This window comes from Amycolatopsis sp. Hca4, assembly GCF_013364075.1.
In the GTDB taxonomy this organism is placed as follows: Bacteria; Actinomycetota; Actinomycetes; order Mycobacteriales; family Pseudonocardiaceae; genus Amycolatopsis.
The window spans coordinates 9,259,707-9,282,701 of the sequence record NZ_CP054925.1 but is presented as its reverse complement, the minus strand read 5'-3'; the positions used below and the strand labels follow the sequence as shown (position 1 = coordinate 9,282,701).

Annotated in this window: 18 protein-coding genes; 7 read left to right on the top strand and 11 right to left on the bottom strand. The window is 71.9% G+C overall.

All coding sequences use genetic code 11. From position 1 onward, the window contains the following. Nucleotides 1–19: 19 nt before the first annotated feature. The 3 genes from HUT10_RS42330 to HUT10_RS42320 all read left to right on the top strand — a co-directional run bounded on the left by HUT10_RS42330 (nucleotide 20) and on the right by HUT10_RS42320 (nucleotide 4,340). Complete coding sequence (locus HUT10_RS42330; protein WP_176176334.1) at nucleotides 20–1,480, top strand: cytochrome P450; 1,461 nt, start codon at nucleotides 20–22, stop codon at nucleotides 1,478–1,480. A 246-nt stretch (nucleotides 1,481–1,726) separates the two neighbouring features. Beyond that, nucleotides 1,727–3,544 (top strand): bifunctional diguanylate cyclase/phosphodiesterase, encoded by a 1,818-nt coding sequence (locus HUT10_RS42325; protein ID WP_176176333.1) that lies wholly within the window; start codon nucleotides 1,727–1,729, stop codon nucleotides 3,542–3,544. A 334-nt stretch (nucleotides 3,545–3,878) separates the two neighbouring features. Then, entirely contained in the window at nucleotides 3,879–4,340 is a 462-nt protein-coding gene (locus HUT10_RS42320) for a peroxiredoxin (RefSeq protein WP_176176332.1), read from the top strand. Here the strand turns inward: HUT10_RS42320 and HUT10_RS42315 are convergent. From HUT10_RS42315 to HUT10_RS42300, 4 genes are all read right to left on the bottom strand, one after another. Continuing rightward, nucleotides 4,337–4,870 carry a GNAT family N-acetyltransferase gene (locus HUT10_RS42315; RefSeq protein ID WP_176176331.1) on the bottom strand — a complete coding sequence of 178 codons (534 nt, stop codon included), beginning with the start codon at nucleotides 4,868–4,870 and terminating at the stop codon, nucleotides 4,337–4,339. The genes HUT10_RS42320 and HUT10_RS42315 overlap by 4 nt on opposite strands. Nucleotides 4,871–4,908: 38 nt before the next feature. Next, complete coding sequence (locus HUT10_RS42310) at nucleotides 4,909–6,105, bottom strand: LCP family protein (RefSeq protein WP_176176330.1); 1,197 nt, start codon at nucleotides 6,103–6,105, stop codon at nucleotides 4,909–4,911. A gap of 98 nt (nucleotides 6,106–6,203) precedes the next feature. Next, nucleotides 6,204–7,460: a cyclopropane-fatty-acyl-phospholipid synthase family protein gene (locus HUT10_RS42305; protein ID WP_176176329.1), complete on the bottom strand. Its 1,257-nt coding sequence runs from the start codon at nucleotides 7,458–7,460 to the stop codon at nucleotides 6,204–6,206. Nucleotides 7,461–7,555: 95 nt separating this feature from the next. After that, nucleotides 7,556–8,248: an alpha/beta hydrolase gene (locus tag HUT10_RS42300; RefSeq protein ID WP_176176328.1), complete on the bottom strand. Its 693-nt coding sequence runs from the start codon at nucleotides 8,246–8,248 to the stop codon at nucleotides 7,556–7,558. Between the two features lie 118 nt (nucleotides 8,249–8,366). Here HUT10_RS42300 and HUT10_RS42295 point away from each other — a divergent pair, with 118 nt between their 5' ends. Together HUT10_RS42295 and HUT10_RS42290 are read left to right on the top strand one after the other, a co-directional pair. Then, nucleotides 8,367–9,095 carry an SIS domain-containing protein gene (locus HUT10_RS42295; protein WP_176176327.1) on the top strand — a complete coding sequence of 243 codons (729 nt, stop codon included), beginning with the start codon at nucleotides 8,367–8,369 and terminating at the stop codon, nucleotides 9,093–9,095. A gap of 108 nt (nucleotides 9,096–9,203) precedes the next feature. Beyond that, nucleotides 9,204–10,364, top strand: a complete 1,161-nt coding sequence (locus tag HUT10_RS42290; protein ID WP_176176326.1) for a serine hydrolase domain-containing protein — start codon at nucleotides 9,204–9,206, stop codon at nucleotides 10,362–10,364. A gap of 125 nt (nucleotides 10,365–10,489) precedes the next feature. On the opposite strand, the gene HUT10_RS42285 is transcribed toward HUT10_RS42290, so the two are convergent. Together HUT10_RS42285 and HUT10_RS42280 are read right to left on the bottom strand one after the other, a co-directional pair. Further along, nucleotides 10,490–12,361: an ABC transporter ATP-binding protein gene (locus tag HUT10_RS42285; RefSeq protein ID WP_176176325.1), complete on the bottom strand. Its 1,872-nt coding sequence runs from the start codon at nucleotides 12,359–12,361 to the stop codon at nucleotides 10,490–10,492. A gap of 97 nt (nucleotides 12,362–12,458) precedes the next feature. Beyond that, entirely contained in the window at nucleotides 12,459–12,890 is a 432-nt protein-coding gene (locus tag HUT10_RS42280; RefSeq protein WP_176176324.1) for a MarR family winged helix-turn-helix transcriptional regulator, read from the bottom strand. A 72-nt stretch (nucleotides 12,891–12,962) separates the two neighbouring features. Between HUT10_RS42280 and HUT10_RS42275 the strand changes: the two genes are divergently transcribed. Continuing rightward, nucleotides 12,963–13,817: an LLM class flavin-dependent oxidoreductase gene (locus HUT10_RS42275; protein WP_176176323.1), complete on the top strand. Its 855-nt coding sequence runs from the start codon at nucleotides 12,963–12,965 to the stop codon at nucleotides 13,815–13,817. 32 nt (nucleotides 13,818–13,849) lie between these two features. After that, the gene (locus HUT10_RS42270) at nucleotides 13,850–15,217 is read left to right on the top strand and encodes a glycosyltransferase 87 family protein (protein WP_176176322.1); all 1,368 of its coding nucleotides are present in this window, start codon (nucleotides 13,850–13,852) and stop codon (nucleotides 15,215–15,217) included. On the opposite strand, the gene HUT10_RS42265 is transcribed toward HUT10_RS42270, so the two are convergent. From HUT10_RS42265 to HUT10_RS42245, 5 genes are all read right to left on the bottom strand, one after another. After that, a complete protein-coding gene (locus HUT10_RS42265) occupies nucleotides 15,204–15,413 on the bottom strand; it encodes a helix-turn-helix domain-containing protein (RefSeq protein ID WP_003071237.1) in 210 nt (69 codons plus the stop codon). The two genes, HUT10_RS42270 and HUT10_RS42265, sit on opposite strands and share 14 nt — an antisense overlap. A 178-nt stretch (nucleotides 15,414–15,591) precedes the next feature. Further along, nucleotides 15,592–17,220, bottom strand: a complete 1,629-nt coding sequence (locus HUT10_RS42260) for an ABC-F family ATP-binding cassette domain-containing protein (RefSeq protein ID WP_176176321.1) — start codon at nucleotides 17,218–17,220, stop codon at nucleotides 15,592–15,594. A gap of 138 nt (nucleotides 17,221–17,358) precedes the next feature. Next, nucleotides 17,359–18,006 carry an acVLRF1 family peptidyl-tRNA hydrolase gene (locus tag HUT10_RS42255; RefSeq protein ID WP_176176320.1) on the bottom strand — a complete coding sequence of 216 codons (648 nt, stop codon included), beginning with the start codon at nucleotides 18,004–18,006 and terminating at the stop codon, nucleotides 17,359–17,361. A 59-nt stretch (nucleotides 18,007–18,065) separates the two neighbouring features. Beyond that, nucleotides 18,066–20,942: a S8 family serine peptidase gene (locus HUT10_RS42250; RefSeq protein WP_176176319.1), complete on the bottom strand. Its 2,877-nt coding sequence runs from the start codon at nucleotides 20,940–20,942 to the stop codon at nucleotides 18,066–18,068. Nucleotides 20,943–21,400: 458 nt separating this feature from the next. Beyond that, nucleotides 21,401–22,963: a deoxyguanosinetriphosphate triphosphohydrolase family protein gene (locus tag HUT10_RS42245; RefSeq protein WP_176176318.1), complete on the bottom strand. Its 1,563-nt coding sequence runs from the start codon at nucleotides 22,961–22,963 to the stop codon at nucleotides 21,401–21,403. Nucleotides 22,964–22,995: the final 32 nt, after the last annotated feature.

Below are 22,995 nucleotides of genomic sequence, written 5' to 3'. Positions count from 1 at the left end.
AGCCGATCTCGACGGGGAGATGGTCAGTTTGCCGAGCACCGTGAGCCGAGCCGCCGAGGCACTGCGCGAGCGCGTGCCGCCCCTGACCGCACTCCCCCTGCCGCACCGGGTCGACGAACGGTGGCTGGCCTCGCGCTGGCCCGTCAAGGAACTCGCGCCGCCGCCCGCGGGCAGCGGCCTCAAGCCCGTGCTGGGCGACGAAGGGCCGCCCGTCGTCGGGCACATGCTCGAGATGATGCGGTTCGGCCCGGCCTTCGGCCTGCGCCGCCACGAACTCTACGGTCCGGTGTCGTGGACCGGCGGGTTCGGCCGCCGGATCGTCGCGCTGTCCGGGCCGGAGGCCACCCGGATCGCGCTGGTCAACAAGGACAAGGCGTTCTCGCAGGAAGGCTGGAAGTTCTTCATCGAGAAGTTCTTCGAGCGCGGCCTGATGCTGATGGACTTCGGCGAGCACCACCTGCACCGCCGGATCATGCAGGAGGCCTTCACCCGCCCGCGGCTGGCCGGCTACGTCGGCGAAATGGCGCCCGCGCTGCGCGAAGGCGTCGCCGGCTGGGGCGCGAACGAGCGGCCGCGGCTGTACTGGGCGCTCAAGCAGCTGACCCTCGACGTCGCGACCCGCGTGTTCATGGGCATGCACAGCGGTGCCGACGCGGCCCGGATCAACCGCGCGTTCGTCAGCTGCGTGCGGGCCGGCACCGCCTTCGTGCGCGTCCCGGTGCCGGGCGGGCGCTGGTCGGCCGGGCTGCACGGGCGCCGGGTCCTCGAACGCTACTTCGGCGAAACCCTGCCCGCGAAACGGCGTTCGGGCGGCGACGACCTGTTCGCCGCGCTCTGCCAAGCCACCACCGAGGACGGCGACCGGTTCTCCGACACCGACATCGTCAACCACATGATCTTCCTGATGATGGCCGCGCACGACACGACCACCATCACCAGCAGCGCCATGGCCTACTACCTGGCGAAGCACCCGGAGTGGCAGGAGCGCGCCCGCGCGGAGTCGCTGGCCCTCGGCGACGACCTCCTCGACATCGACGCCGTCGAAAAGCTCGAAACGCTCGACCTGGTGATGAAGGAGGCGCTGCGGCTGGTGGCGCCGGTGCCGTCGCTGGCCCGGCAGACCGTCAAGGACACCGAGGTGCTCGGCCACTACATCCCGGCGGGCACGCTCGTCGGCGTCTCGCCGACCGTCAACCACTTCGCGCCCGAGTGCTGGACGAACCCGTTCGCGTTCGACCCGGAGCGCTTCGCCGAACCGCGGCGCGAGGACAAGTCGCACCGGATGGCGTGGATGCCCTTCGGCGGCGGCGCGCACAAGTGCATCGGGCTGCACTTCGGCGGTCTCGAAGTGAAGTTGCTGATGCACGAACTGCTGCGAGCCCACCGCTGGACGGTTCCGGAGAGTTACACCGCGCGCTGGGACTACGTCTCCCTGCCGGTGCCCGCGGACGGTCTGCCGGTCCGGTTGACCCCGCGCTGACCCGGTGCGCGTCCACCAGGGCATACACCGCATACACTAGGTAACGAAAAGTTACCGGTTGTGGAGATTCGTTCACTCGTTCAGCCGGTAGACACCCCGTGACACACATGATGGCGTGGCATCGATCGTGGGCGAGGGCTGCCCTGGGCGGCTGCACGATCCCCGACACCGTGTCCGACCTGGCCATACCTGTGCGTGAAGAGGTGGAGTGTGCCTGAACCCGGTGCCGCGTCAGGGCTACTGGACGTGGCGCGGAGGTGGGCGGCCACGTTGGCCGACACCAAAGGAGTAACGCTTCCCCCGGAAGAGCTCGAAGCCCTGCTGCTGGAGGTCGCGCACGACGCGGTCGACCAGGCCGGCTCGCAGCACGACGGCGCGCTGCTGCGGTTCACCGCGCTGTACGCCGCGTCGCCGATGGGGATCGCGCTGGCCGACCCGGACGGCGCCATCGTCGAGGCGAACCTGGCCCTCGGGCAGCTGCTGGGCTGCTCGCCGGACCGGTTGCGCGGCAGGCACCTCACCGACCTCGGCTCGACCGAGCACGACGTCGCCCGGCTCGCCGAAGGCCTCGCGAAGGTGCGCGCGGGCCGCGACCGCCACCAGGAGCGGCTGCTGCTCGACCACACCGAGGACGGGCAGCTCTGGACCGACGTGACGCTCGCCCGGCTGCCCGGCGACCGGCCCGGCTCGATCTACCCGGTGCTGATGGTCTCGGACGCCAACGAGCTGCACCTGCTGCAGGAGCGGCTGCTGCACCAGAACGTGCACGACCCGCTCACCGGGCTGCCCAACGCGTCCTCGTTCACCACCAAGCTCGAAGCCGCGCTCGGCGCCGGCGCGCGCGACGACATCGCGCTGATCTACCTCGACGTCGACGGCTTCAAGGTGATCAACGACGGCCTCGGCGCCGGCGTCGGCGACCAGGTGCTGCGCGGGGTCGCGAGCAAGCTGTCGGCGGTGTTCACCGGCCACCACGACGGGTTCGTCGCGCGGCTGTCCGGCGACGGCTTCGCGGTGCTGCTGCGCGGCGAACTGGCGGCGACCGAGGTCGTCGCGCTGGTCGAGCGCGCGCTGGAGGACCTCAACGAGCCGATCTACCTGGGTGGGCACGGCATCGGCGTGAGCGCGAGCGCGGGCATCGTCGTCCGCGCGGCCGTCGAGGGCGGCGCCGCGGAGCTGCTGCGGGCCGCGGAGATCGCGCTGCACCGGGCCAAGGAGGCCGGCAAGGCGCAGTGGATGCTGTTCGACCCGGAGCTCGACGCGCGCGACCGCGGCCGCTACCAGCTGGGCGCGGTGATCGCCGGCGCACTGGAGAACGGCGAGTTCTCGCTCGTCTACCAGCCGACGGTGAAGCTGTCCCGGCCGGACGAGCTGGCCGCGGTCAACGCCGGGCTGCGGTGGAACCACCCGGAGAAGGGCGAGCTCGGCTCCGAGGAGTTCTACCCGCTCGCCCAGACCACGGGCATGACGGTGCCACTGGGCCGCTGGCTGCTCGCCGAGTCACTGGCCGCGACGGCCCGCTGGCGCGCCCAGCTGGGCGACGCGGCCCCGGACGTCTGCGTGCGGCTGCCGACCCGGCTGGCGATCGACCCGGACCTGGTGCTGCTGGTGAAGGAGCAGCTGGACAAGCACGAGCTCCCCGCCCGCGCCCTGCGCCTGTGCACCGACCGCGCCTCGATGCTCGACCCGCGCGGCGAGGTCCTGGACTCCTTCGCGGTGCTGGCGGACCTGGGCGCGCAGCTGGTGCTGACGATCTCGGGCTCGGCGGACCTGGAGCTGATCCCGCAGCACCGGCTGCCGATCCGCCACGTGATCCTGTCGGGGCCGGTGGTCGACGCGCTGGACACCGACGAGCCGGCGGAGCCCGACCTGCGGCACCTGACGCAGCTCATCACCCGGGCGCGCGAGCTCAACCTGCGCGTGGGGGCCGAGGGCGTCCGGACGCACGAGCAGGCGACACGGCTGCGGCAGCTGGGCGTGATCGCGGCCCGAGGCCCGTTCGTGGCGGACTCGGCAACCGGGGACGAGGTCGACGAGATGATCAACCGCCACCCGCGCCGCTGAGCCCGAGACCGGAGAACCAGGCCCACCGACGACGCCCCACCACCCCACCTCCACCGGCACCCGACCGCAGAACCGCACACCCGCCCTACACCTCCCCCGCCCCTCGTCCCAGCCGCAGTCAGCACCGGAGAGCCGGGGTCAAGGGTGAGCGAAGCTCATCGCGAAGCGACGCCGAAGGCGCCCTTGAGGCCGGGTCTCCGGTGTTGAACAATCGAAGACGAGGAGCGGGGAAACCACCCGGATCCGGCAGAGCGCGAAGACGGACCAAGCCGACGCCCCGGCAGCGACGAACACCCGGCAGGATGGGTGTTGCCGCCGACGAGAAAGGACGTCCATGGACGCCGGAGACCTCGCCCCTGATTTCACGCTGCCCGACGACCAGGGCCAGGAGCGCACGCTCTCGGACTTCCTGGCCACCGGGCCCGTGGTGCTGTTCTTCTACCCCGCCGCGATGACCGGCGGCTGCACCGCGGAGAGCTGCCACTTCCGCGACCTGGCGGCGGAGTTCGCCGCGGTCGGCGCGCACCGCGTCGGCATCAGCCCGGACGCCATCACCAAGCAGCGCGCCTTCGCCGAAGCCAACAGCTTCGACTACCCCCTGCTGTCCGATGTGGAGGGTGAGGTCGCGAAGCAGTTCGGCGTGTGGCGGAAGCTGCTGCCGCTGCACACCAAGCGGGCCACGTTCGTGATCGGCGAAGACCGGCGGATCATCGCGAAGATCAAGAGCGAGCTGAACTTCACCGTGCACGCCGACGAGGCGCTCAAGGTGCTGCGGGAGCGGAACAAGGTGTCCTAGCGCGGGGCGGTGAGCCGCCACACGTGGTCGGTGCCCGTGCGCGCCGGGGCCAGCGGCTTCTCCGCCGGCTCCGTGCGCACCCGGGTGAAGCCGAGGCGCGCGGGCACCGCTCCACTTCGGACGTTCCGCTCGTCGTGCCTGATCTCGACGTACCCGGCGCCGAGGCGGAACGCCTCCGCCGTCAGCAACCGGACGGCCCGGGTGATCAGGCCCCGGCCGGTGTACCCGCGCGCGAGCCAATAGCCGATCTCGACGCCGCCGTCGCGCGCCATGACGCCGACGGAACCCGCGAGCACGCCGTCGACGCGGAGGGCGAAGTCGTGGCTTTCCCCGCTCTCCCAGTTCTTCCGGGTGGTCCGCAGGAATTCGGCGCCGTCCTCGGCGGAGTAGCCGCCGGTCGCCCAGATCATCCACGCCCCGAGGTGCTCGAGGGACCCGGTGACCGTCGCGACCAGCTCCGGCTCGTCGGCGAACTGCCAGCGGGCCAGGGTGAACGTGTCTTCGCGGTAGGTCTCGGCCGGGGTTTCCATGCGGTTCATGGTGCCCCGGCCGGGACCCCGCACGCGAACTAATTCACGATGACGCTGTCCGGGACCTCGGTATCGTTCTTCAGCGCGTCGAACAGCTGCTTCGACTTGGCCTTGTCCCAGTTCTCCGCCGAGCCGCTGGTGACCGGGACCGTCGTGGTGACCACGCCGCCGGAGGAGATCCCGCGCATCGCGATCGCCAGGCCGGCGAGGTTGTGCACGTGGTCGCCCGAGTCCATGGTCAGCGCGTCCGGCGCCGAGGACAGCAGCGGGAAGAAGTCGAACGGGTTCAGCAGCGTGCCGGGGCTGGCGATCTGGCTGACCAGCGCGCCGATGAACTTGCGCTGGTTGGCCACGCGGTCGAGGTCCGACCGCGGGGTCGCCGAGCTGTGGCGCATCCGGACGAAGCCGAGCGCTTCGCGGCCGTCGAGCGTCTGCGGGCAACCGGCCTTGATGTTGATGCCGGTCATCGTGTCGTTCATGTCCTTGTCGATGCACATCTCGACCCCGCCGATCGCGTCGACGATCTTGGCGAAGCCGCCGAAGCCGATCTCGGCGTAGTGGTCGATGTGCAGCCCGGTGGCGCCTTCGACGGTCTGCGCGAGCAGCTTCGGGCCGCCGAGCGAGAACGCCGCGTTGATCTTGTTCTTGCCGTGCCCGGGGATCGACACCTGCGAGTCGCGCGGCAGCGACAGCAGCGTCGGCTTGGTGCTGTTGTCCGGCAGGTGCGCGACCATGATCGTGTCCGTGCGCTGGCCGCCGCCCGCGGCGGCGACGTCGCCGGTGGCGAGCCGTTCCTCGTCCTCGGCCGTCAGGCCTTCGCGGCTGTCCGAGCCGACGATCAGCCAGTTGGTGCCGGACGCGGCCACCGGGCGGCCGGAGTAGTCGGCCAGCGCGTCGACGCGCTTGATCGAGAACTCGAGGTAGACCCAGATGCCGGCCAGGAACACGACGAACACCAGCACCAGGGCGCCCAGGACCTTGCCGACGCTCCAGCGGCGCCGGCGCGGCGGCCGGGACGGCGGGTAGCCGTCGTCGGCCGGGCGGCGGGGCGGGTCCTGCCGCGGCGGCGGTGGCGGGGCGTACTCGGGCTCACGGGTGCCCATCGGGCGGGTGCGCTCGTCGTACGGGCTGCGGCCCCGCCCGGGCAGCGGCATCATCTGCGCGCGCTGGTGGTCCCGGGAGCGGCCGGCAGGCGGCGGCATCCGGCGCCCGCCGTCGTCGCCACGGTAGGTCATCACCCATCACCCAATCCCGATCCGGACAAATCTTCTCGGCGGTCAGTACACCGCACGTCCTCGGAAGGAGGACGCCCGGGACCGGGGTCGGGTTGCGGTTACCGGCCGGTCGCCTCGTAGCCGAACTGGTGGACCTTGAGGTACCCGGACCGGAACCCGGCCTCGGAATAGGCCAGGTAGAACTCCCACATCCGGCGGAAGACGTCGTCGAACCCGAACCCGGCGATGTCGGCCCAGCGGTGCAGGAACCGTTCGCGCCACCACCGTAGCGTGCGGGCGTAGTCCTGGCCGAACTCGCGCATCCCGGCCAGCTTGAGCCGGGTGTTCGCCTTGACGCCGTCTTCGATCGAGCGCACCGACGGGATCAGCCCGCCCGGGAAGATGTACTTGTGGACCCAGCTGTAGGCCCGGGACGCCGCCATCATCCGGTCGTGGTCCATGGTGATGGCCTGCAGGCCGAACCGCCCGCCGGGGCGCAGCCGCTCGCCGATCACCCGGTAGAACTCCGGCCAGTAGGACGCGCCGACCGCCTCGATCATCTCGACGCTGACCACGGCGTCGTACCGGCCGCTCGACTCGCGGTAGTCGCACAGCTTCACCTCGACGCGGTCGGAGAACCCGGCCGCGGCGATGCGTTCGGTGGCCAGCGAACGCTGCTCCTCCGAAATGGTCAGCGACGTGACGTGCGCGCCGCGGGCGGCGGCCCGGATGGCGAGTTCACCCCATCCGGTGCCGATTTCCAGGACCTCGCTGCCTGCGCGGACGCCGGCGTAGTCGAGCACGCTGTCGATCTTGCGGTGCTGCGCGGCGGTGAGGTCGTCGTCGCCCGGCGCGAACAACGCGGACGAATACATCATCGACTCGTCGAGGAAGGCACCGAACAGGTCGTTGGACAGGTCGTAGTGCCGGTGGATGTTGGCCCGCGCGCCCTCGAGGGTGTTCTCCTCCGACGGCGGCTGCGTCCGCTCGACGAGCCGGCGGAACTTCTGCAGCGTCGGCGGGACGAGCGTGGCCATCCGCTCGGCGAACGGCGTCAGCACCTCGGCCAGGTCGGAGGCGGTCCAGTCACCGGCCATGTAGGACTCGCCGAAGCCGATCTTGGCGTCGACGCCGAGGCGGTGGAAGAACGCTTCGGGCCGCAGGATCCGCATCTCCGGTGCTTCGGGGCCACCGGCGCCCAGCACGGTGCCGTCCGGGAAGCTCACCCGGACGTCGAGCGGGCGGACCGCGCGGCGGAACAGCGCGGCGGCGATCCGCGCGCGCAGCGCGGAGTGGGGCGGGCTCGCCAGGCCCGGCCACCGGTTCTCGTCCGGGACGTCCCGGGCCGCCGCCCGGTCAGCGCTCGAAGTGGTCACGGGTACTCCCTCCGGCCGGCCACGTTCGCCGGTGATCGATCCTAGTCGCCGCACCCCCGCGGCGCGTTTCGCCGAATGCCCTGTTCGTGGCGTTTTCACACCGGGATCCGCAGCCGGTCGGGGCCGTTCGCGGCCCACGCGCGGCGGAGCGTCCCGCCGTCGTCCCCGGCCAGCACGTCCAGGGTGAACGCCACCGTGAGCCGGGTCCAGACCCGGGCGCGGCGCAGCATCGCGTGGCCCTCGTTGGCGATCTCGAACCGGGCGACGCGCGCGGCGACGCCCGCGGCCCGCTCGGCGAAGGCGTGCGACTCCGCCGGGCTGGTCATCCGGTCGCGGGTGCCGTGCACGATGAGCACCGACCGCCCGGCGACGGCCTCGACCGGCTCGCCCCGCGGCGTCCACGGGGCCAGTGCGCAGACTCCGCGCACGGCCGGGTCGTCGGCCACGCGCAGTGCGACACGTGCCCCCATCGAGTGACCGACCAGCACGACCGGCAGGCCGGGGTGCTCGGCGTGGATGCGGTCGAGGGCCCAGCGGGCGTCGTCGACCGGGTCCTCGGCGGGCGCGTTCCAGCCGTAACGGCGGTTGCGCACCAGCCGCACCTCGACGCCGTCCTTGCGGCCGGCCCGGTGCAAGGCACGCGCGATCGGCACCATCCGCAGGTAAGCGAGCTTCCACGGCGGGACGCGGCCCGTCCCCCGCTCCGCGCCGCCGTGCAGCACGAGCACGACGGCCCGGGCCCGCCCGCGTGCCCGCCACACGGACACCGCCGGATCCACCTCGACCACCCGCGTCCTCCTCATTCCCCCGCATCCGGGTCAACCTCGGTCCCCCGCCCGGCTATTCCACCGCGGGAAGTGGTCTGCACGGTAGATTCGGCGCCCGATCCCCGACGGAAGGGTGGGTGTGGTGAGCGCCACGGACATCGCAGGCAGCGTCGCCAAGCAGCTGGCGGACGTCGAGCAGGCCAACGCCGAAGCGGTGCGGGCCGCGGCGGACCTGGTGCTGGGGGTGATCCGGGCCGACGCACTGGTCTATACCGCGGGCGCCGGGCACTCGCTGGCCGCGGTCGCCGAGACGTTCTACCGGGCCGGCGGGCTGGCCTGCGTCTACCCGCTCTACCACCCCGAGCTGCTCCCGCTGCACGGCGCGGTGGCCAGCACGCGGACCGAGCGGCGCAGCGGCCTGGCCGCCGAAGTGCTGGCCGAGCGCGCGCCGGGGCCGGACGACGTGCTGGTGGTGTTCTCGACCTCCGGCGTCAACCCGTACCCGGTCGAGCTGTGCATCGAGGCGCGCAAGCGGGGTGCGGCGGTGATCGCGGTGACGTCGCGGGCGTGCGTGGCGGCGGCGCCGAGGCGGTCGTCGAGCACGCTGGTCGAGCAGGGCACGGTCGTGCTGGACTCGCTGGTCGTCCCGGGTGACGCGAGCTACCCGGCGGACGCGCCGCGCACCGCGCCGCTGTCCACTGTGGTCAACGCGTTCCTGTGGAACCTGGTGCTCGCCCAGGTCTACGACCGCGGAACGGCCGAGGGCCTGGACGTCCCGCTGTGGCGAAGCTCCAATGTGGAGGGTGGGGACGAAGCGAACGCCGGGCTGCTGGCGAAGTACGGCGAAATCGTCCCCCGCCTGCGCTAGTTGGTGAAAGAGCACCGGCCGGGCACGTCTTGACTCCGCGTGCCCGGCGGTTCTAGCGTCGACATACCGACTGGTCGGTGTGGATCGGTCGCACCCGGAGGAGGTCCGATGGACAGTGCCACGGTGACGGCGCGCGGCGAATGCGCTCCCGGCTTCGAACCGGTGCGCGAGGCCTTCGAAGAGAACTTCCGCTCGCGTGGTGAACTGGGGGCCGCGTTCACCGCCGTCCGCCACGGCGAGGTGGTGGTGGACCTGTGGGGCGGCTGGTCCGGTCCCGACCGCGCGCGGCCGTGGCAGGCGGACACCCTGGCCAACGTCTGGTCGACGACCAAGGGCATGACCGCGCTGTGCGCGCACAAGCTCGCCGACGCGGGCGAGCTCGACGTCGACGTCCCGGTCGCGAAGTACTGGCCGGAGTTCGCCGCGGCCGGGAAGGCGGAGATCCCGGTGCGGTGGCTGCTTTCGCACCGCTCCGGCGTGCCCGGGATCGGGCTGGACCGGCCGGTGGCGGTCGAGGAGCTCTACGACTGGGACCTGATGACGTCGCTGTTCGCGGCCCAGGAACCGCTGTACCAGCCCGGGTCGGCGGGTGGCTACCACGCACTGGCCTACGGCTGGCTCGTCGGCGAGGTCGTGCAGCGGGTCGCCGGGCAGGGCATCCGGGAGTTCTTCGCCGAGCAGATCGCCGGGCCGCTGGACGCGGACTTCTCGATCGGCCTCACGTCTTCGGCCGACTTCGACCGCTGCGCGACCCTGGTCGACCCGGTGCTGACCGAGGAGATGGCGAACGCGCTGGCCACGGCGTTCGCCGCGGCCGGCCCGGTCGCCCAGGCCGCGTTGATGAACCCGCGTCTGCAGGGCCACGACGCCAACGAGCCGGCCTGGCGCCAGGCGGTCATGCCGGCGTTGAACGGCCACGGCACGGCCCGCGCGATCGCGACCATCTATTCCGGGCTGGCGACCGGCACCCTGCTGTCCCCGGCCGGGCTGGCCCGCGCCCGCGAAAGCCAGGGCAAGGAGGTCGACGCGGTCCTCGGCCTGCCCAACGAGTGGGGCCTGGGCTTCTACCTCGGCAGCGACGCCCGCGGCTTCGGCCCCAACCCCACGGCCTTCGGCCACGACGGCCTCGGCGGCTCCACCGGCGGCGCCGACCCGGAAAACGGCATCGCCTTCGGCTACACCCTCAACCAGCTGGGCCCCCTGATCCGCGACGACCCCCGCAAAATGGCCCTCGTCACCGCCCTCTACGAGTCCCTCCCCAACACGTAACCCACGTGATCAGGGCCGTGACCCGCGTGATCGGGGCCGTGACCCGCGTGATCGGGGCCGTAACTGGCGAGTTCCGGCCCCAATCACGCGAGATCCGGCTCTGATCACGCCGGTTCCGGCCTCGATCACGCGATGGCGGGTTCTTCGTCGGCGAACTGGGTTGCGTGGAGGGTGGCGTAACGGCCGCCTGCGGCGAGGAGCTCGTCGTGGGTTCCGCGCTCGACGATTTCGCCGTGTTCGAGGACCAGGATCTGGTCGGCCGCGCGGACCGTCGAGAGGCGGTGGGCGATGACCAGGGCCGTGCGGCCGGCCAGTGCGTGCGTGAGGGCCTCGCCGACGGCGGCCTCGGACTCCGAGTCCAGGTGGGCGGTCGCCTCGTCGAGGATCACCACCTTGGGCTGGGCCAGGAGCAACCGGGCGATGGTCAGCCGCTGACGCTCGCCGCCGGAAAGGCGGTAGCCGCGCTCGCCGACCGTCGTGTCGAGGCCGTCGGGCAGCGAATGCACCAGCTCGCCGAGCCGGGCCCGCTCGAGCGCCTCCCAGATCTCGTCGTCGGTGACGCCGGGACGCGCGTACGCCAGGTTGGCGCGGATCGTGTCGTGGAAGAGGTGCCCGTCCTGGGTCACCACGCCGACGGTTTCGCGCAAGGACGCGAAAGTCAGCTCCCGGACGTCCACATCGGACAGCCGGACCGCGCCGGAGTCGACGTCGTACAGCCGCGGCAGCAGCGACGCGATCGTCGACTTCCCCGCCCCCGACGACCCGACCAGCGCGACCATCTGCCCCGGCTCGGCGCGGAACGAGATCCCGTGCAGCACCTCTTCGCCGCCGCGGTGGTCGAGCGTGGCGACGTCCTCCAGCGACGCCAGCGAGTACCTGTCCGCCGCGGGGTACCCGAAGCGGACGTCGGAGAACTCGACCGAAACCCCGCCCGAAGGGGAAAGAGCCCGCGCACCGGGCTTCTCCTCGATCATCGGCTTGAGGTCCAGGACCTCGAAGACCCGCTCGAAGGACACCAGCGCGGTCATGACGTCGACGCGGACGTTGGCCAGCGCGGTCAGCGGTGCGTACAGCCGGGTCAGCAGCAGGGCCAGCGCGACGACGGTGCCCGGCGCCAGCGCCCCGGTCAGCGCGAGGTACCCGCCGAGGCCGTACACGAGCGCCTGCGCCAGCGCGGAAACCAGGGTCAGGCTGGTCATGAACCAGCGGGTCAGCATCGCGGTCCGGACGCCGATGTCCCGCACGCGCCCGGCGCGCACCCCGAAGTCCTCCGCCTCCTGCACCGGGCGGCCGAACAGCTTCACCAGCGTCGCACCCGGTGCGGAGAACCGCTCGGTCATCTGCGTGGTCATCCCGGCGTTGAGGTCCGCGGCCTCCCGCTGCAGCCCGGCCATCCGGCGGCCGAGCCGGCGCGCGGGGATGACGAAGATCGGCAGCAGCACCAGCGCGATCAGGGTGACCTGCCAGGACAGCGTGAGCATGACAGCCAGCGACAGCGCCAGCTGGATGACGTTGGTGACCAGCCCGGACAGCGTCGCGGTGAACGTCCGCTGCGCGCCGATGACGTCGTTGTTGAGCCGCGAAACGAGCGCGCCGGTGCGGGTCCGGGTGAAGAAGGCGATCGGCATGCGCTGGACGTGCTCGAAGACCGCGCGCCGCAGGTCGTAGATGATGCCTTCGCCGATGCGCGCGGATTGCCACCGTTCGATCAGCCCGAACCCGGCGTCGGCGATCGCCAGCACGGCGATCACGACGGCGAGCCAAACGACCACCGTGACGTCGTGGCCGCCGACGATCGCGTCGACCACCTTGCCGGCCAGCACGGGCGTCGACACCGCGAGGACGGCCGAAACGACGGTGAGCACGAGGAAGGCCAGCAGCCGCCGCCAGTGCGGCCGGGCGAAGCGGGCGACGCGTTTCAGCGTGCCGCGGGTGAGCGCCTTGGGTGCGTCACCGGCGCGCATCGCCGAGCTCCACAGCCCCCACATGTTGTCCACGGGAACCCCCAGTGTCAGAAACCTCTACTATAACTGAGGTTTTCGGCGGATATGACCTGGACAACGCCCCTGCTGTCCGTTTGCTTCCCGCAGCCGTTCACTCGGCGCGAACAACCTGGTGCAGAGCGGCGCGCAGCCGCTCGGCGTCCTCGGCGGAGAGCGGCTCCAGCAGCAGCGCCTCGGCCTGCCTCGTGAGTTCTTCGCCCGCCTCGCGGACGCGCTCCCCTTCGGGGGTCAGCAGCACGAGGCGCTTGCGCCGGTCCCCCGGCGCGACCTCGCGCCGGACCAGCCCCTTGGCCTCCAGCTCGTCCACGAGCGCGACCATCGTCGTCCGGTCGATGCCGAGCCGGGCGGCGCCGTCCTGCTGTGACTGCGCCGGCCCGTCACCGAAGAGCGCGAGCAGCGCGAGCTGCCGCCCGGTGACGCCGAGGGGCGCGTACAGCGGCTCGGCCAGCTCGGCGAGCCGCAGCTGGGCGTGTTTGAGCAGGTAGCCGAGCCGCCGGGTGACAGCGAGGGGCGCACTGGACATGCGAAGACTCTACACCTACGCTGATCGTCAGCTTAACTGATGATTTGAATGACTGACGATCAGGAGTTCCCCATGACCACCGTCGGCCTCAAACCACCCCAGCAGCACCTCGGCATCGCCGCCCTCCGCGAGATCTGGGCGATCGCCGACGACGCCGGCTTCGACGGCTGCTGGGTGTTCGACCACCTCGCCCCGATGGGACCCGACCGCACCGGTGACATCTTCGACGGCTGGACCCTGCTGGCCGCGATGGCCGAAGCGACGAAACGGGTGCGGATCGGCTGCCTGGTTTCCGGCAACACCAACCGGCACCCCGGCACGTTCGCCAAGATCGCGGTGACCGTCGACCACCTTTCCGGCGGCCGGCTGGACGTCGGCCTCGGCGCGGGCGGCGACACGCTGACCGACGCGATGATGGGCACGCCCACCCCGGCACCGGTCGAACGCGTCGAACGGCTGGCCGAGACCTGCGAAATCCTCCGTCTGCTGTGGACGCAGGCGGAAACCACTTTCCCGGGCCGCCATTACACCCTGACTCGCGCAATCAGCGATCCGAAGCCGGTGCAGCGGCCGAAACCCCCGCTGTGGCTGGGCAGCAGCGGCGAAAAGCGCGGCCTCCGGGTCGTCGCCGAACACGCCGACGTCTGGCTGAACGCCGCCCTGCCGGGCACGGGAATCGAAGAGTTGCAACGGCTTTCGCACGTCCTGGACGAGCACTGCGCGGCCGTGGGCCGCGATCCGGCGACCGTCCGCCGGGCCGTGCAGTTCCGGCTGCCGTCCGATGCGGACAGCGCGCTGCGCCTCACGCAGAGCTACGTCGATGCCGGCTTCACCGAGCTGGTGCTGATGCCCACCGGGCGCGAAGACGTCGTCGCGGCGTCCGAGGCGGCCGCGAAGCTGCTTCCCCGCCTGCGCGACGTCGGCTGAACCGGGCGGCGGGCCCTCGGTAGCCTGACGACGTGGAAACGGAGGTGGGCCAGGCGCCCGCATGGCGGCGCACGGCCCGGCTCTTCACCGCACCCCCGCGCACCGGAGAGGCCGCACCCCTGCGGTGGGACCTCGGGTTTTACCTGGCCTGCCTGGCCTTCGCGCTGCCGACCGCGCTGGTGTCGGAGTTCTACGGCTACCGCGTCTGGGGCAACTTCGCGACCGTGGCCTACGGCTTCGGCGCGGCGCACAGCGCGTACCTCCTGCTGGCTGCCCGGAGCGGGCGTACTCCGCGCGGCGTACTCGGTTCACGCTGGTGCGGCATCGCCGCCGTCGCACTGTTGGCGATGATCCTCCCGTTGGCGCTTCTGGTGATTCGCCGCCTGACCGGAGTGGACTGGCTGATCACGCCGTTCTCCTGGGCCGCGCAACCCGAGGTCTGGGTGATCGAGCGGTCCGCGGATCTGCTGCTGCACCACGGAACCCCGTACGTCGACGTCACCGCGCTCGGCCGGGTGCCCGTGGTAAACGATTACACGCCCTACGGCCCGGTGATGGCGGTCTTCGGCCTGCCGCGGGCGCTGTTCGGCGGCACCCCGGTGACGGACGCGCTCACCGACGCCCGGTGGATGTTCGCACTGGCCGCCTGCGCGTGCGTGCTGGGCACGCTGAAGCTGCTGAAGTGGCCGCGGGTGCCGGTCGGTGCCGCGCAGCTCGCGCTGGCCTGCCCGCTCACCGCGCTCACCTGGGCCGTGGCCGGCCCGGACCTGGCCATCGTGGGCCTGCTGGTGCTCAGCTGCGCGCTCGCGGCCACCGGGCGGGTCGCCTGGTCGGGCCTGGTGCTGGCGCTGGTCGTCAGCGCGAAGCTCATCGTCGCCCCCGCGGCCGCGGTGCTGGCGGTGCTCGTGCTGGTCCGCCGTGGCTCGGTTCGCCGCCGTCGTGGGCTCGACTGGGCGGCGCTGGGCCGGTTCACGGCGGCGCTGGTGGCGACGACGATCGCCCTGCACCTGCCGGTGTACCTGGTGGATCCGGCGGCGTTCGTGGAGCACGTCTTCCGGTTCCCGCTCGGGATGGGCGTCGTGCGGTCGCCCGCGGCCAGCCCGCTGCCGGGCCACCTGATCGCCGAGACCGGACCGGCCGGTCAGGTCACGGCGTTCGTGCTCGTCGGCGCCGCGGCCGTGGCCGTCGCCGTCTGGCTGGTGCGCCGGCCCCCCGCGAACGGCTCCGCCGCACTGCTGCGCATCGCCGTCGGACTCGGCGCGTTGATCCTGCTCACCCCGGCCACCCGGTACGGCTACCTGGTGTACCCGCTGGTCCTGCTCGGGGCTCACCTGGCGTTCCGCGTGGCCGAAGTTCCCGCTGCGCCCCCCGCGCAGCAGTCCGCGACTACTTCTTCTTGACCCTGGTGGCCCCGCCGCGCCCCCGCAGCTGGACGCCGGACTCCGACAGCACCCGGTGCACGAAGCCGTAGGACCGCCCCGTCGACTCCGCGAGAGCCCGGATGCTCGAGCCCTTCTCGTATTTCTTCTTCAGGTCAGCGGCCAGCTTGTCGCGCGTGTTGCCGGTGATCCGCGCGCCTTTCTTGAGATCAGCCACGTCGATCGCCTTCCCGCCGAGAGTGTTCTGGGCCACATATCGGCCCCTGCCGGGGCAATGATCGAACACTGAGCGCCGGAATGCCAGACGACAGCCGTGAAACAGCCGAAATTGCGATCACATTGGGCCATTCCAGTGCTCTACGGCGAGTGATCTTGCACCCGAATGGACGCACGGCTCACGCGAGCTGGACAAGTTCGAGGTAGTCCGCCGACCAGTGGTCCTCGGTTCCGTCGGGCAGCAGGATGACCCGCTCGGGCTCCAGCGCCTCGACCGCGCCCGGGTCGTGGGTCACCAGGACGACGGCGCCGGCGAAGCTGCGCAAGGCGTCCAGGACCTGCGCCCGGCTCGCCGGGTCGAGGTTGTTCGTCGGCTCGTCGAGCAGCAACACGTTGGCAGCACTGGAGACCAGGCCGGCCAGCGCGAGCCGGGTCTTCTCGCCGCCGGAAAGCGTGCCTGCCGGCTGGTCGAGTTGTTCGCCGGTGAACAGGAAGGAGCCGAGCAGGTTCCGCAACTCCTGCGCTCCGGTGTCCGGAGCGAGATGTCGGATGTTTTCCCACACCGACGCTTCATGATCAAGAGTTTCGTGTTCCTGTGCGTAATAGCCCAAACGCAATCCGTGACCCGGAACGACGGATCCGGTGTCCGGGGTTTCCATTCCGCCGAGCAGCCGGAGCAAAGTCGTCTTTCCCGCGCCGTTCAACCCGAGTACGACCACCTTCGAACCGCGGTCGATGGCGAGATCGACGCCGGTGAAGATTTCCAGTGAGCCGTAGGACTTCGAGAGCTCTTCGGCGGTGAGCGGGGTGCGGCCGCAGGGCGCGGGCTCGGGGAACTTGATCCGGGCGACCTTGTCGGCCTGGCGGGTGTCCTCGAGCGAGGACAGCATCTGCTCGGCGCGGCGGGCCATGTTCTTGGCCGCCACGGCCTTCGTCGCCTTCGCGCCGAGCTTCGCGGCCTGCTGCTGCAGCGCCGACGCCTTCTTCTCGGCGTTGGCGCGCTCACGGCGGCGGCGCTTCTCGTCGGTGGCGCGCGCGTCGAGGTAGCGCTGCCAGCCCATGTTGTACAGGTCCAGCTCGCCGCGGGTGGCGTCGAGGAACCAGACCTTGTTGACCACGTCGGCGAGCAGCTCGACGTCGTGGCTGATCACGACCAGGCCGCCGTCGTGCTGCTTGAGGAAGCTCCGCAGCCAGTTGATGGAGTCGGCGTCGAGGTGGTTGGTCGGCTCGTCGAGCAGCAGGATCGTCTCGGACTTGCCGCCGGCGCCCGCTTCGGCCGCGGCGAACAGGATCCGCGCCAGCTCGACGCGGCGGCGCTGGCCACCGGAGAGCGTGCCCAGCGTCTGCGCGAGGATGCGGTCGGCGAGGCCCAGGTTGGAGCAGATCCGCGCGGCTTCGCTCTCCGCCGCGTACCCGCCCAGGGAGGCGAAGCGCTCTTCGAGCCGCGCGTAGCGGTTGATGGCCTTGTCGCGCGCGGCGTCGTCGACCAGCTCGGCCATCGAGGCCTGCGCCTTTTCCATGTCGCGCATCAGCTTGTCCAGACCACGCGCGGAGAGCACGCGGTCCTTCGCCGTGACCGAAAGATCACCTTCGCGCGGGTCCTGCGGCAGGTAACCGAGCTCGCCGGTGCGGCGCACCTCGCCCGCGTGCGGCTCGCCTTCGCCGGCGAGGACCTTCAGCGAGGTGGTCTTCCCCGCGCCGTTGCGGCCGACGAGACCGATGCGGTCGCCGGGCTGGATGCGGAGGGTGACGCCGTTGAGCAGGATGCGCGAACCCGCGCGCAGCTCAAGGCCGGTGGCCGTGATCAAGGGGAACTCCCGTGGAAAAGGGGCGTACGGAGGACAGCGGCAGGCGGCCCGCTCGGGCCGCGGCGTCACTCCAGCTGGATATCCACGAAGCCCAGTGTACGGGCCGTCGTCCACGGGATTTTCCGGACGTGTGCGGTTTCACCCGTCGCGCAGCGTGACCTGCACGGACAGCGCACGGACGGCGGCCTCCTCGAGCACGGCCCGGCTCGGTTCGCCGACGTCGAGCACCCGGGGTTCCGCGCGGGCGAACAGCGGCGCCAGCCGGCGGTCGTCGCGCAGCTCGTCGAGGGCCCGCCGGTCGCCGCCGAGCACGACGGCGTCCACTTCGGACAACCGCGGGACGAGCACTTCGAAGACGTCCTTCGCCGCGTCCTGGCGCGCGTGCCGGGCCTGGCCCGCGCGCCGCCGGGCGAACCGCTGCTGCGACCAGCCACCGGCCGCCGATCGGCTCTGGACGAGGTGCCGGTCGGTGCGCGAGACCTCGATCCGGCCGCCGCGCGCGATACCGACGCTGTGGCCGCCGCGCCGCACGAGCACCAGTGCGATCCGCCGCGGCCGGAGCGCGTGCGCGACGAGCGCGTCGACGGACGGCTCGGCGAGGGGCCCGAACGGGACGGCGGCGGTCGCGGTGGTGCCGTCGGCCGCGGTCACGCTCACCCGGTCCGGTGTCGCTTCGGTGGCGGTGGTGCCGCCGTGCCGCTCGGCGAACCGGGCGAAGAACCCCGCCAGCCGCTCGGGCGGCACCTCGACGGTGCGGCCGCCGCCCGCGGCTTCCTTCGGCTTCACGGGGAAACGGTACGGGGCCGCCGCGATCACCGCGACGGCCCCGTATCGATCGTGTCCGGTTACAGCGGGTGCACCGGGCCGTTGTTGGTCACGCCCCGGACGTTCGACGGCGCGCCGGCCGCCGGGGGCTGCACGAACCCGTTGATGTGCAGGGCGACCGAGCGGATGAACCCGGCGTCGCCGCCGGCCGCGTCGACCACGAAGAACGTCCACGCGCCGTCGACGGCCGCACCGGTGAGGTTGCCGGTCAGGGCCTGCGTCGGCCGCCACGAGCCGGTGAACGGCGCGTTGGCCGAGGTCACCGTGCTGAACGCGGCGGCTGCGTTGTCGGCGAAGACGACCTTGCACAGGTTCTTGCCCGAACCGCCGTTGCGCTGGAACACCGTGGCCTTCGCCCCGGACGGCGCGGTCAGCGTGCCGATCAGGTCACCGACGTACGAGTGGTTGAGCCCCACCGCCGTCGAGGTCGGATCGGTGCTGCACGTGGTGCCGTCCACGGAGAAGGACACCTTGGACGCGCGGCCGACCCCGGTGACCGGGATGGTCACCGACGCCCCGACCGGGCTGTTGTCCGGGATCGCCACCGGCTCGCCGGCGTAGGCGAAGTCCTGCGCGACCGGCGACGGGGTGCCGACCGGCAGCGAGAACGACGTCGTCGTCGGCGAGTGCGCCCCGGCGAAGGTGACGCGGGCGTTCAGCACCACCGGCGCGCCGAGCTGCTGCGTCGCCGGGACGGTGATGGTGAAGTCGTTGACGCCGGTCTGTCCCGGGCTGATGGTGCCGTAGGACTTCGACCGCGGCGCCACCGTGACACCCGGGGTCGGGCTGGTGAGCACGACGCTGGTGGACACCGCGGTGCCGTCACCGTCGTTGGTCACCGGCAGCGTCACCTTGGCGGTGTCGCCCGGGTCGAGCGCCGAGCCACCGTCGGCCGGGGTGACCGTCGGCTGCTTGGCCACCGCGAGGGGCTGCGGGCTGGCGCCGGTGTAGGCCAGCACCTTGTCCGCGAGGATGACGCCGGACCCGGTGAAGTTGTCGCGGCCCGGGGTTTCGATGTCGATCGCGGTGTTGATCAGCGCTTCCCGGACCTCGGACGGCGGCAGGCCGGGGTTGCCGGACAGCACGAGCGCGGCGATGGCGGCCGCGTGCGGAGCGGCGGCCGAGGTGCCGAAGAACGGGTTGAACCCGCTCACGCTGGTCTGCACGCCGTCGGCCGCGGTGATCTCCGGCTTGTTCCGGACCTCACCACCGGTCGAGGACACGTTGCCCGGGGTGATCGGCGTGCCGTTCGCCTCGTAGAACACGCGGCGCGGGCCGTCGGAGGTGAACCGCTCGGCCTTGGTGGCGCCGCTGAACGCGCCCGGGTACGGGCCCGCCGGGTTGGCCGGGTCGCCCGGTTCGAGGGCCCGGCCGAACGCCTTGGCCGCCGGGGCCGCCGCGACGCTGAAGGCGTCCCGCGCGGCCGAGTGGCCGACCGTCACACCCGGGGTGTTGTAGGCCTTGAGGCCGTCGGCCGAGTCGGAGAAGCGGCCGCGCAGCGCCGAAAGCGACAGGTAGCGGTTCTGGCCGGAGAACTTGACGATGGCCAGGCGCAGCCCGGTGCCGCCGAAGGAGGGCGTGGTGACCCGCTCGTACGGGTCCTGGGTGCCGGTCTGGACGTCCTGGCTGTAGCTGACGACCGCGCCCGCGGAGTTGAGCAGGTAGAGGTCGTAGTCGTTCGCGGACGCGCCGAGCGGGTCCGACCAGTGCAACGTCACCGGGACACCGGCGGAGGACGCGTTCGAGATCGGCTCGTAGATCTGCGTGCCCGCCGCGCCGGCGAAGTTGTGCGCGGTGCCGGCGAACTTGCCGACCGACTTGCCGGAGTCGACGAAGTCGCCTTCCCAGTGCGCGGCGGTGCCGCTGGCGACGTTGCCTTCGTTGCCCGCGGACGAGAAGTACAGCGCGCCGTCGGCGGTCACGTCGTTCACGGCCTGGGCGATGATCCAGTCCTGGAACGGCGATTCCTTGAAGTAGATGACGTCGTCGACGATGACGTCGCAGTGCGACTCGAAGCGCAGCTTGCGGATGTTGTCGGCGAAGCTGGCGTCCGAGTTGAACGCCGACGCGAAGCCGAGCGCGGCGCGGGGCGCGAGGTCGTGGATGATCTCGAGCATCGCGGTGCCCTCGTCGCCCTCGCCCTCCTGACCGGCGATGACGTCGACGTCCGGGGGCAGTTCGCCCTTGGCCTGCGAAGCGGCGAGGGAGTCGACGCCGTCGGACAGGGCGCACGCCTTGACGCCGACGCCGGTGACGCCGAACTGCTGGCGGGCGATGTCGGCGTTGTGGGCCCGGTCGCCTTCGCTGACCAGCGGCGCGACAGCGGCGGCGCTGCGCTGGCTCTTGGCGCTGACGGCCTTCTGCAGCTCACCGGCGATGCGGTCGGCCTTCTGCTGCTTGGTCTCGGTCTTTTCCGGCGTCGTCGCCGGCGTGGCCAGTTCCCGGGCGGTCATCGCCTGGTCGGCCTGTTCGACGCGCTTGACGTCGCCGCGCGCGGCGATCTCGGCGACCTTGTCCAGCGGCACCTCGGCGCGCACGCTGGCGTAGCGGTCGGACACGGCGCGGATGCCCGCACCGGCCTTGGTGAGCCCGGCGAGCAGGTCCGGCGAGACCTTGCTCACGCGGAGATCGACCAGGACGGTCCCGGCGGCGGAGACGGTGACCCCCGACTGCAGTGCGTTCAGCTGCTTCCCCACGCCCTTTTCGGCGACGAGCAGCTTGCTGTCCAGTTTGGACTCGGTGGCGGTGCGGCCCGCCTTGACCGCCTGCAGCGCGGCGATCTGCTGCTGAGCGGTTTCACTGAACGCGTCCGGACCGGACGCGGGTGCGGCCCCCGCGACGGGCGGGGAAACGAGCCCCAGCGCGGCGAGCAGTGCCGCGGCTGAGGCGGTGAACACAGTGGATCTCGATCTCGTGGAACGGGTACGACGCATGCGCGCCCTCCGATTCTCCAGGCGCGTGCCCCGACTCACGCTGACCGACGCCGGTGATCACCGGCTGGATCCAGCTAAGTACCGCGAGTTCTCCGTAAACATCAGCCGTTCGAGTGACAAAGGACGGATAATTTCCCGAAGGGGCCGGATGTCGTAGGCCGTTCAGCGCAGCGGTGAACCGGTCACCGGACACGCACCGGACAAATGATTGCCCGCCACCCCGACCACGGAGTGGGATGTCCACAAGCAACACACGGGCGTGCAATCGGCGGGGTGGCGGGGGAAGCGCGTTACCGCGCCCAGAGGACGGAACCCGACGACGGCCGCGCGGCCGCCCGGCTGAGACGCACGCCGTGCGGGCGGCCCGCCCGCACCGGTCAGCGGCTCGCCGTCCCGGCCCCTCGGCCGCGCGCCCGGCCCGGTCAGAGCACGAACGAATCCGACCACGGCTGCGCGGCCCGGCCGGACAGCGCGTCCAGCAGCGTCACCGCCTGCTTGTCCGTCAGCGAAGCCACGAAGTCGACCACCGCCCGGCCGCGGGCCAGCCCGCGCACCGCGTCCGGCCCCGTCACCGGCTCGCCCGTCGCGCCCACCAGCAGTTCCGGTGCCGTGCGGGCCAGCCCGGCGTACTCCGCTCGGGCCAGCTCGACCAGGTCGTGCAGCCGGCGGGGCAGGCGGGACACCTCGTCGCGGTCGAGCAGCCACGCGTCGAGCGCGTCGACCAGGCTCGACACCACGCCCGCCTGGCCGCGCTGGTGCAGCGCGAGGTCCGGCCGCAGGAGAACGAACCGGCGGTGCACGAACTTGAGCACCTGGACCTCGTGCCACTGGGCCGGCCGCAGCGACACGTGCCCGGTGCGGGTGGACGGTGCCGCCAGCAGGAACACGCCGTCGACCAGGCGGGCCGTCCAGTTCGCGGAGAACGCCGCCGTCGCCTGCTCGGCCTCGATCGAACCGTCGAACTCGCCCGCCAGCAGGCCGTCGACCAGCTCCGCGCGCACCCGCGCGACCGCCGCGGCGAAGGCGTCGTCGTCGACGATCCACGCGTCCTTGGCGTGCATGCGGCGGCGCAGGCGCTCCAGGGACCGGCCCGGGCGGCGCAGGTCCGCGTTCAGCGTCTCGTCGTCCAGCGACGCCAGCTCCCCCGCGTGCTCCAGCCACTGCCCCAGCTCGGCGGCGACCGGCGCGTGCTGCAGGACCCCGATGCGGTGGAAGTCCTGCAGGTCGTGGATGGCGTAGGCGATGTCGTCGGCGGTGTCCATCACGGACGCTTCGACCGTCTGCTGCCAGCCCTCGACGCGGCCCGCGAAGGCCGCGCGCGCCTGCTCGAAGTCGTCGAGTTCGGTGGCGTAGGCGGAGAACTTGGCCGCGCCGGTGCCCGGCAGGTCGCCCGGCTCGGCGGCCCCGCGCGGCGGCACGGCCAGCTCCGACGGGTGCGGCGCGGGGTGGTGCAGCCGCAGCCACGGGTACTTGAGCACGGCGGCCCGCACCGCGGCGGTCAGGTCCAGCCCGATCGCCGACGGCCCGCGGACGTCGGTCGTGGTGATGATCCGGAAGGTCTGCGCGTTGCCCTCGAAGCCGTCGGCGAGGCCGAAGCGGTGGCGGGCGATCCGGTCGAGCGTCTGCTCCCCGAGGTGCCCGAACGGCGGGTGCCCGAGGTCGTGGGCGAGCGCGGCGGCCTCGGCGACGTCGGGGTCGCAGCCGCCGAGCTTGTCGGCCAGTCCGGCGTCGGGCCCGCCGGTGATCCGCTCGGCGATCGCGCGGGCGACCTGCGCGACCTTGAGGCTGTGAGTGAGGCGGTTGTGCAGCAGCCCAGCCCCGCCGGCGCTGACGACCTGCGTGACACCGCCGAGCCGCGCGAAGAACGGCGACGCGGCGATCCGGTCGCGGTCGATCCGGAACGGGCTGGTCGCCAGGTCGGTGAACCCGCCGACGTTCGCCACGGGATCGCGCCGCGCGGCCCGCGGGTCGGTCTCCTGATCCATGCGCCCGACCTTATCCGCAGGTTCACCTGAAC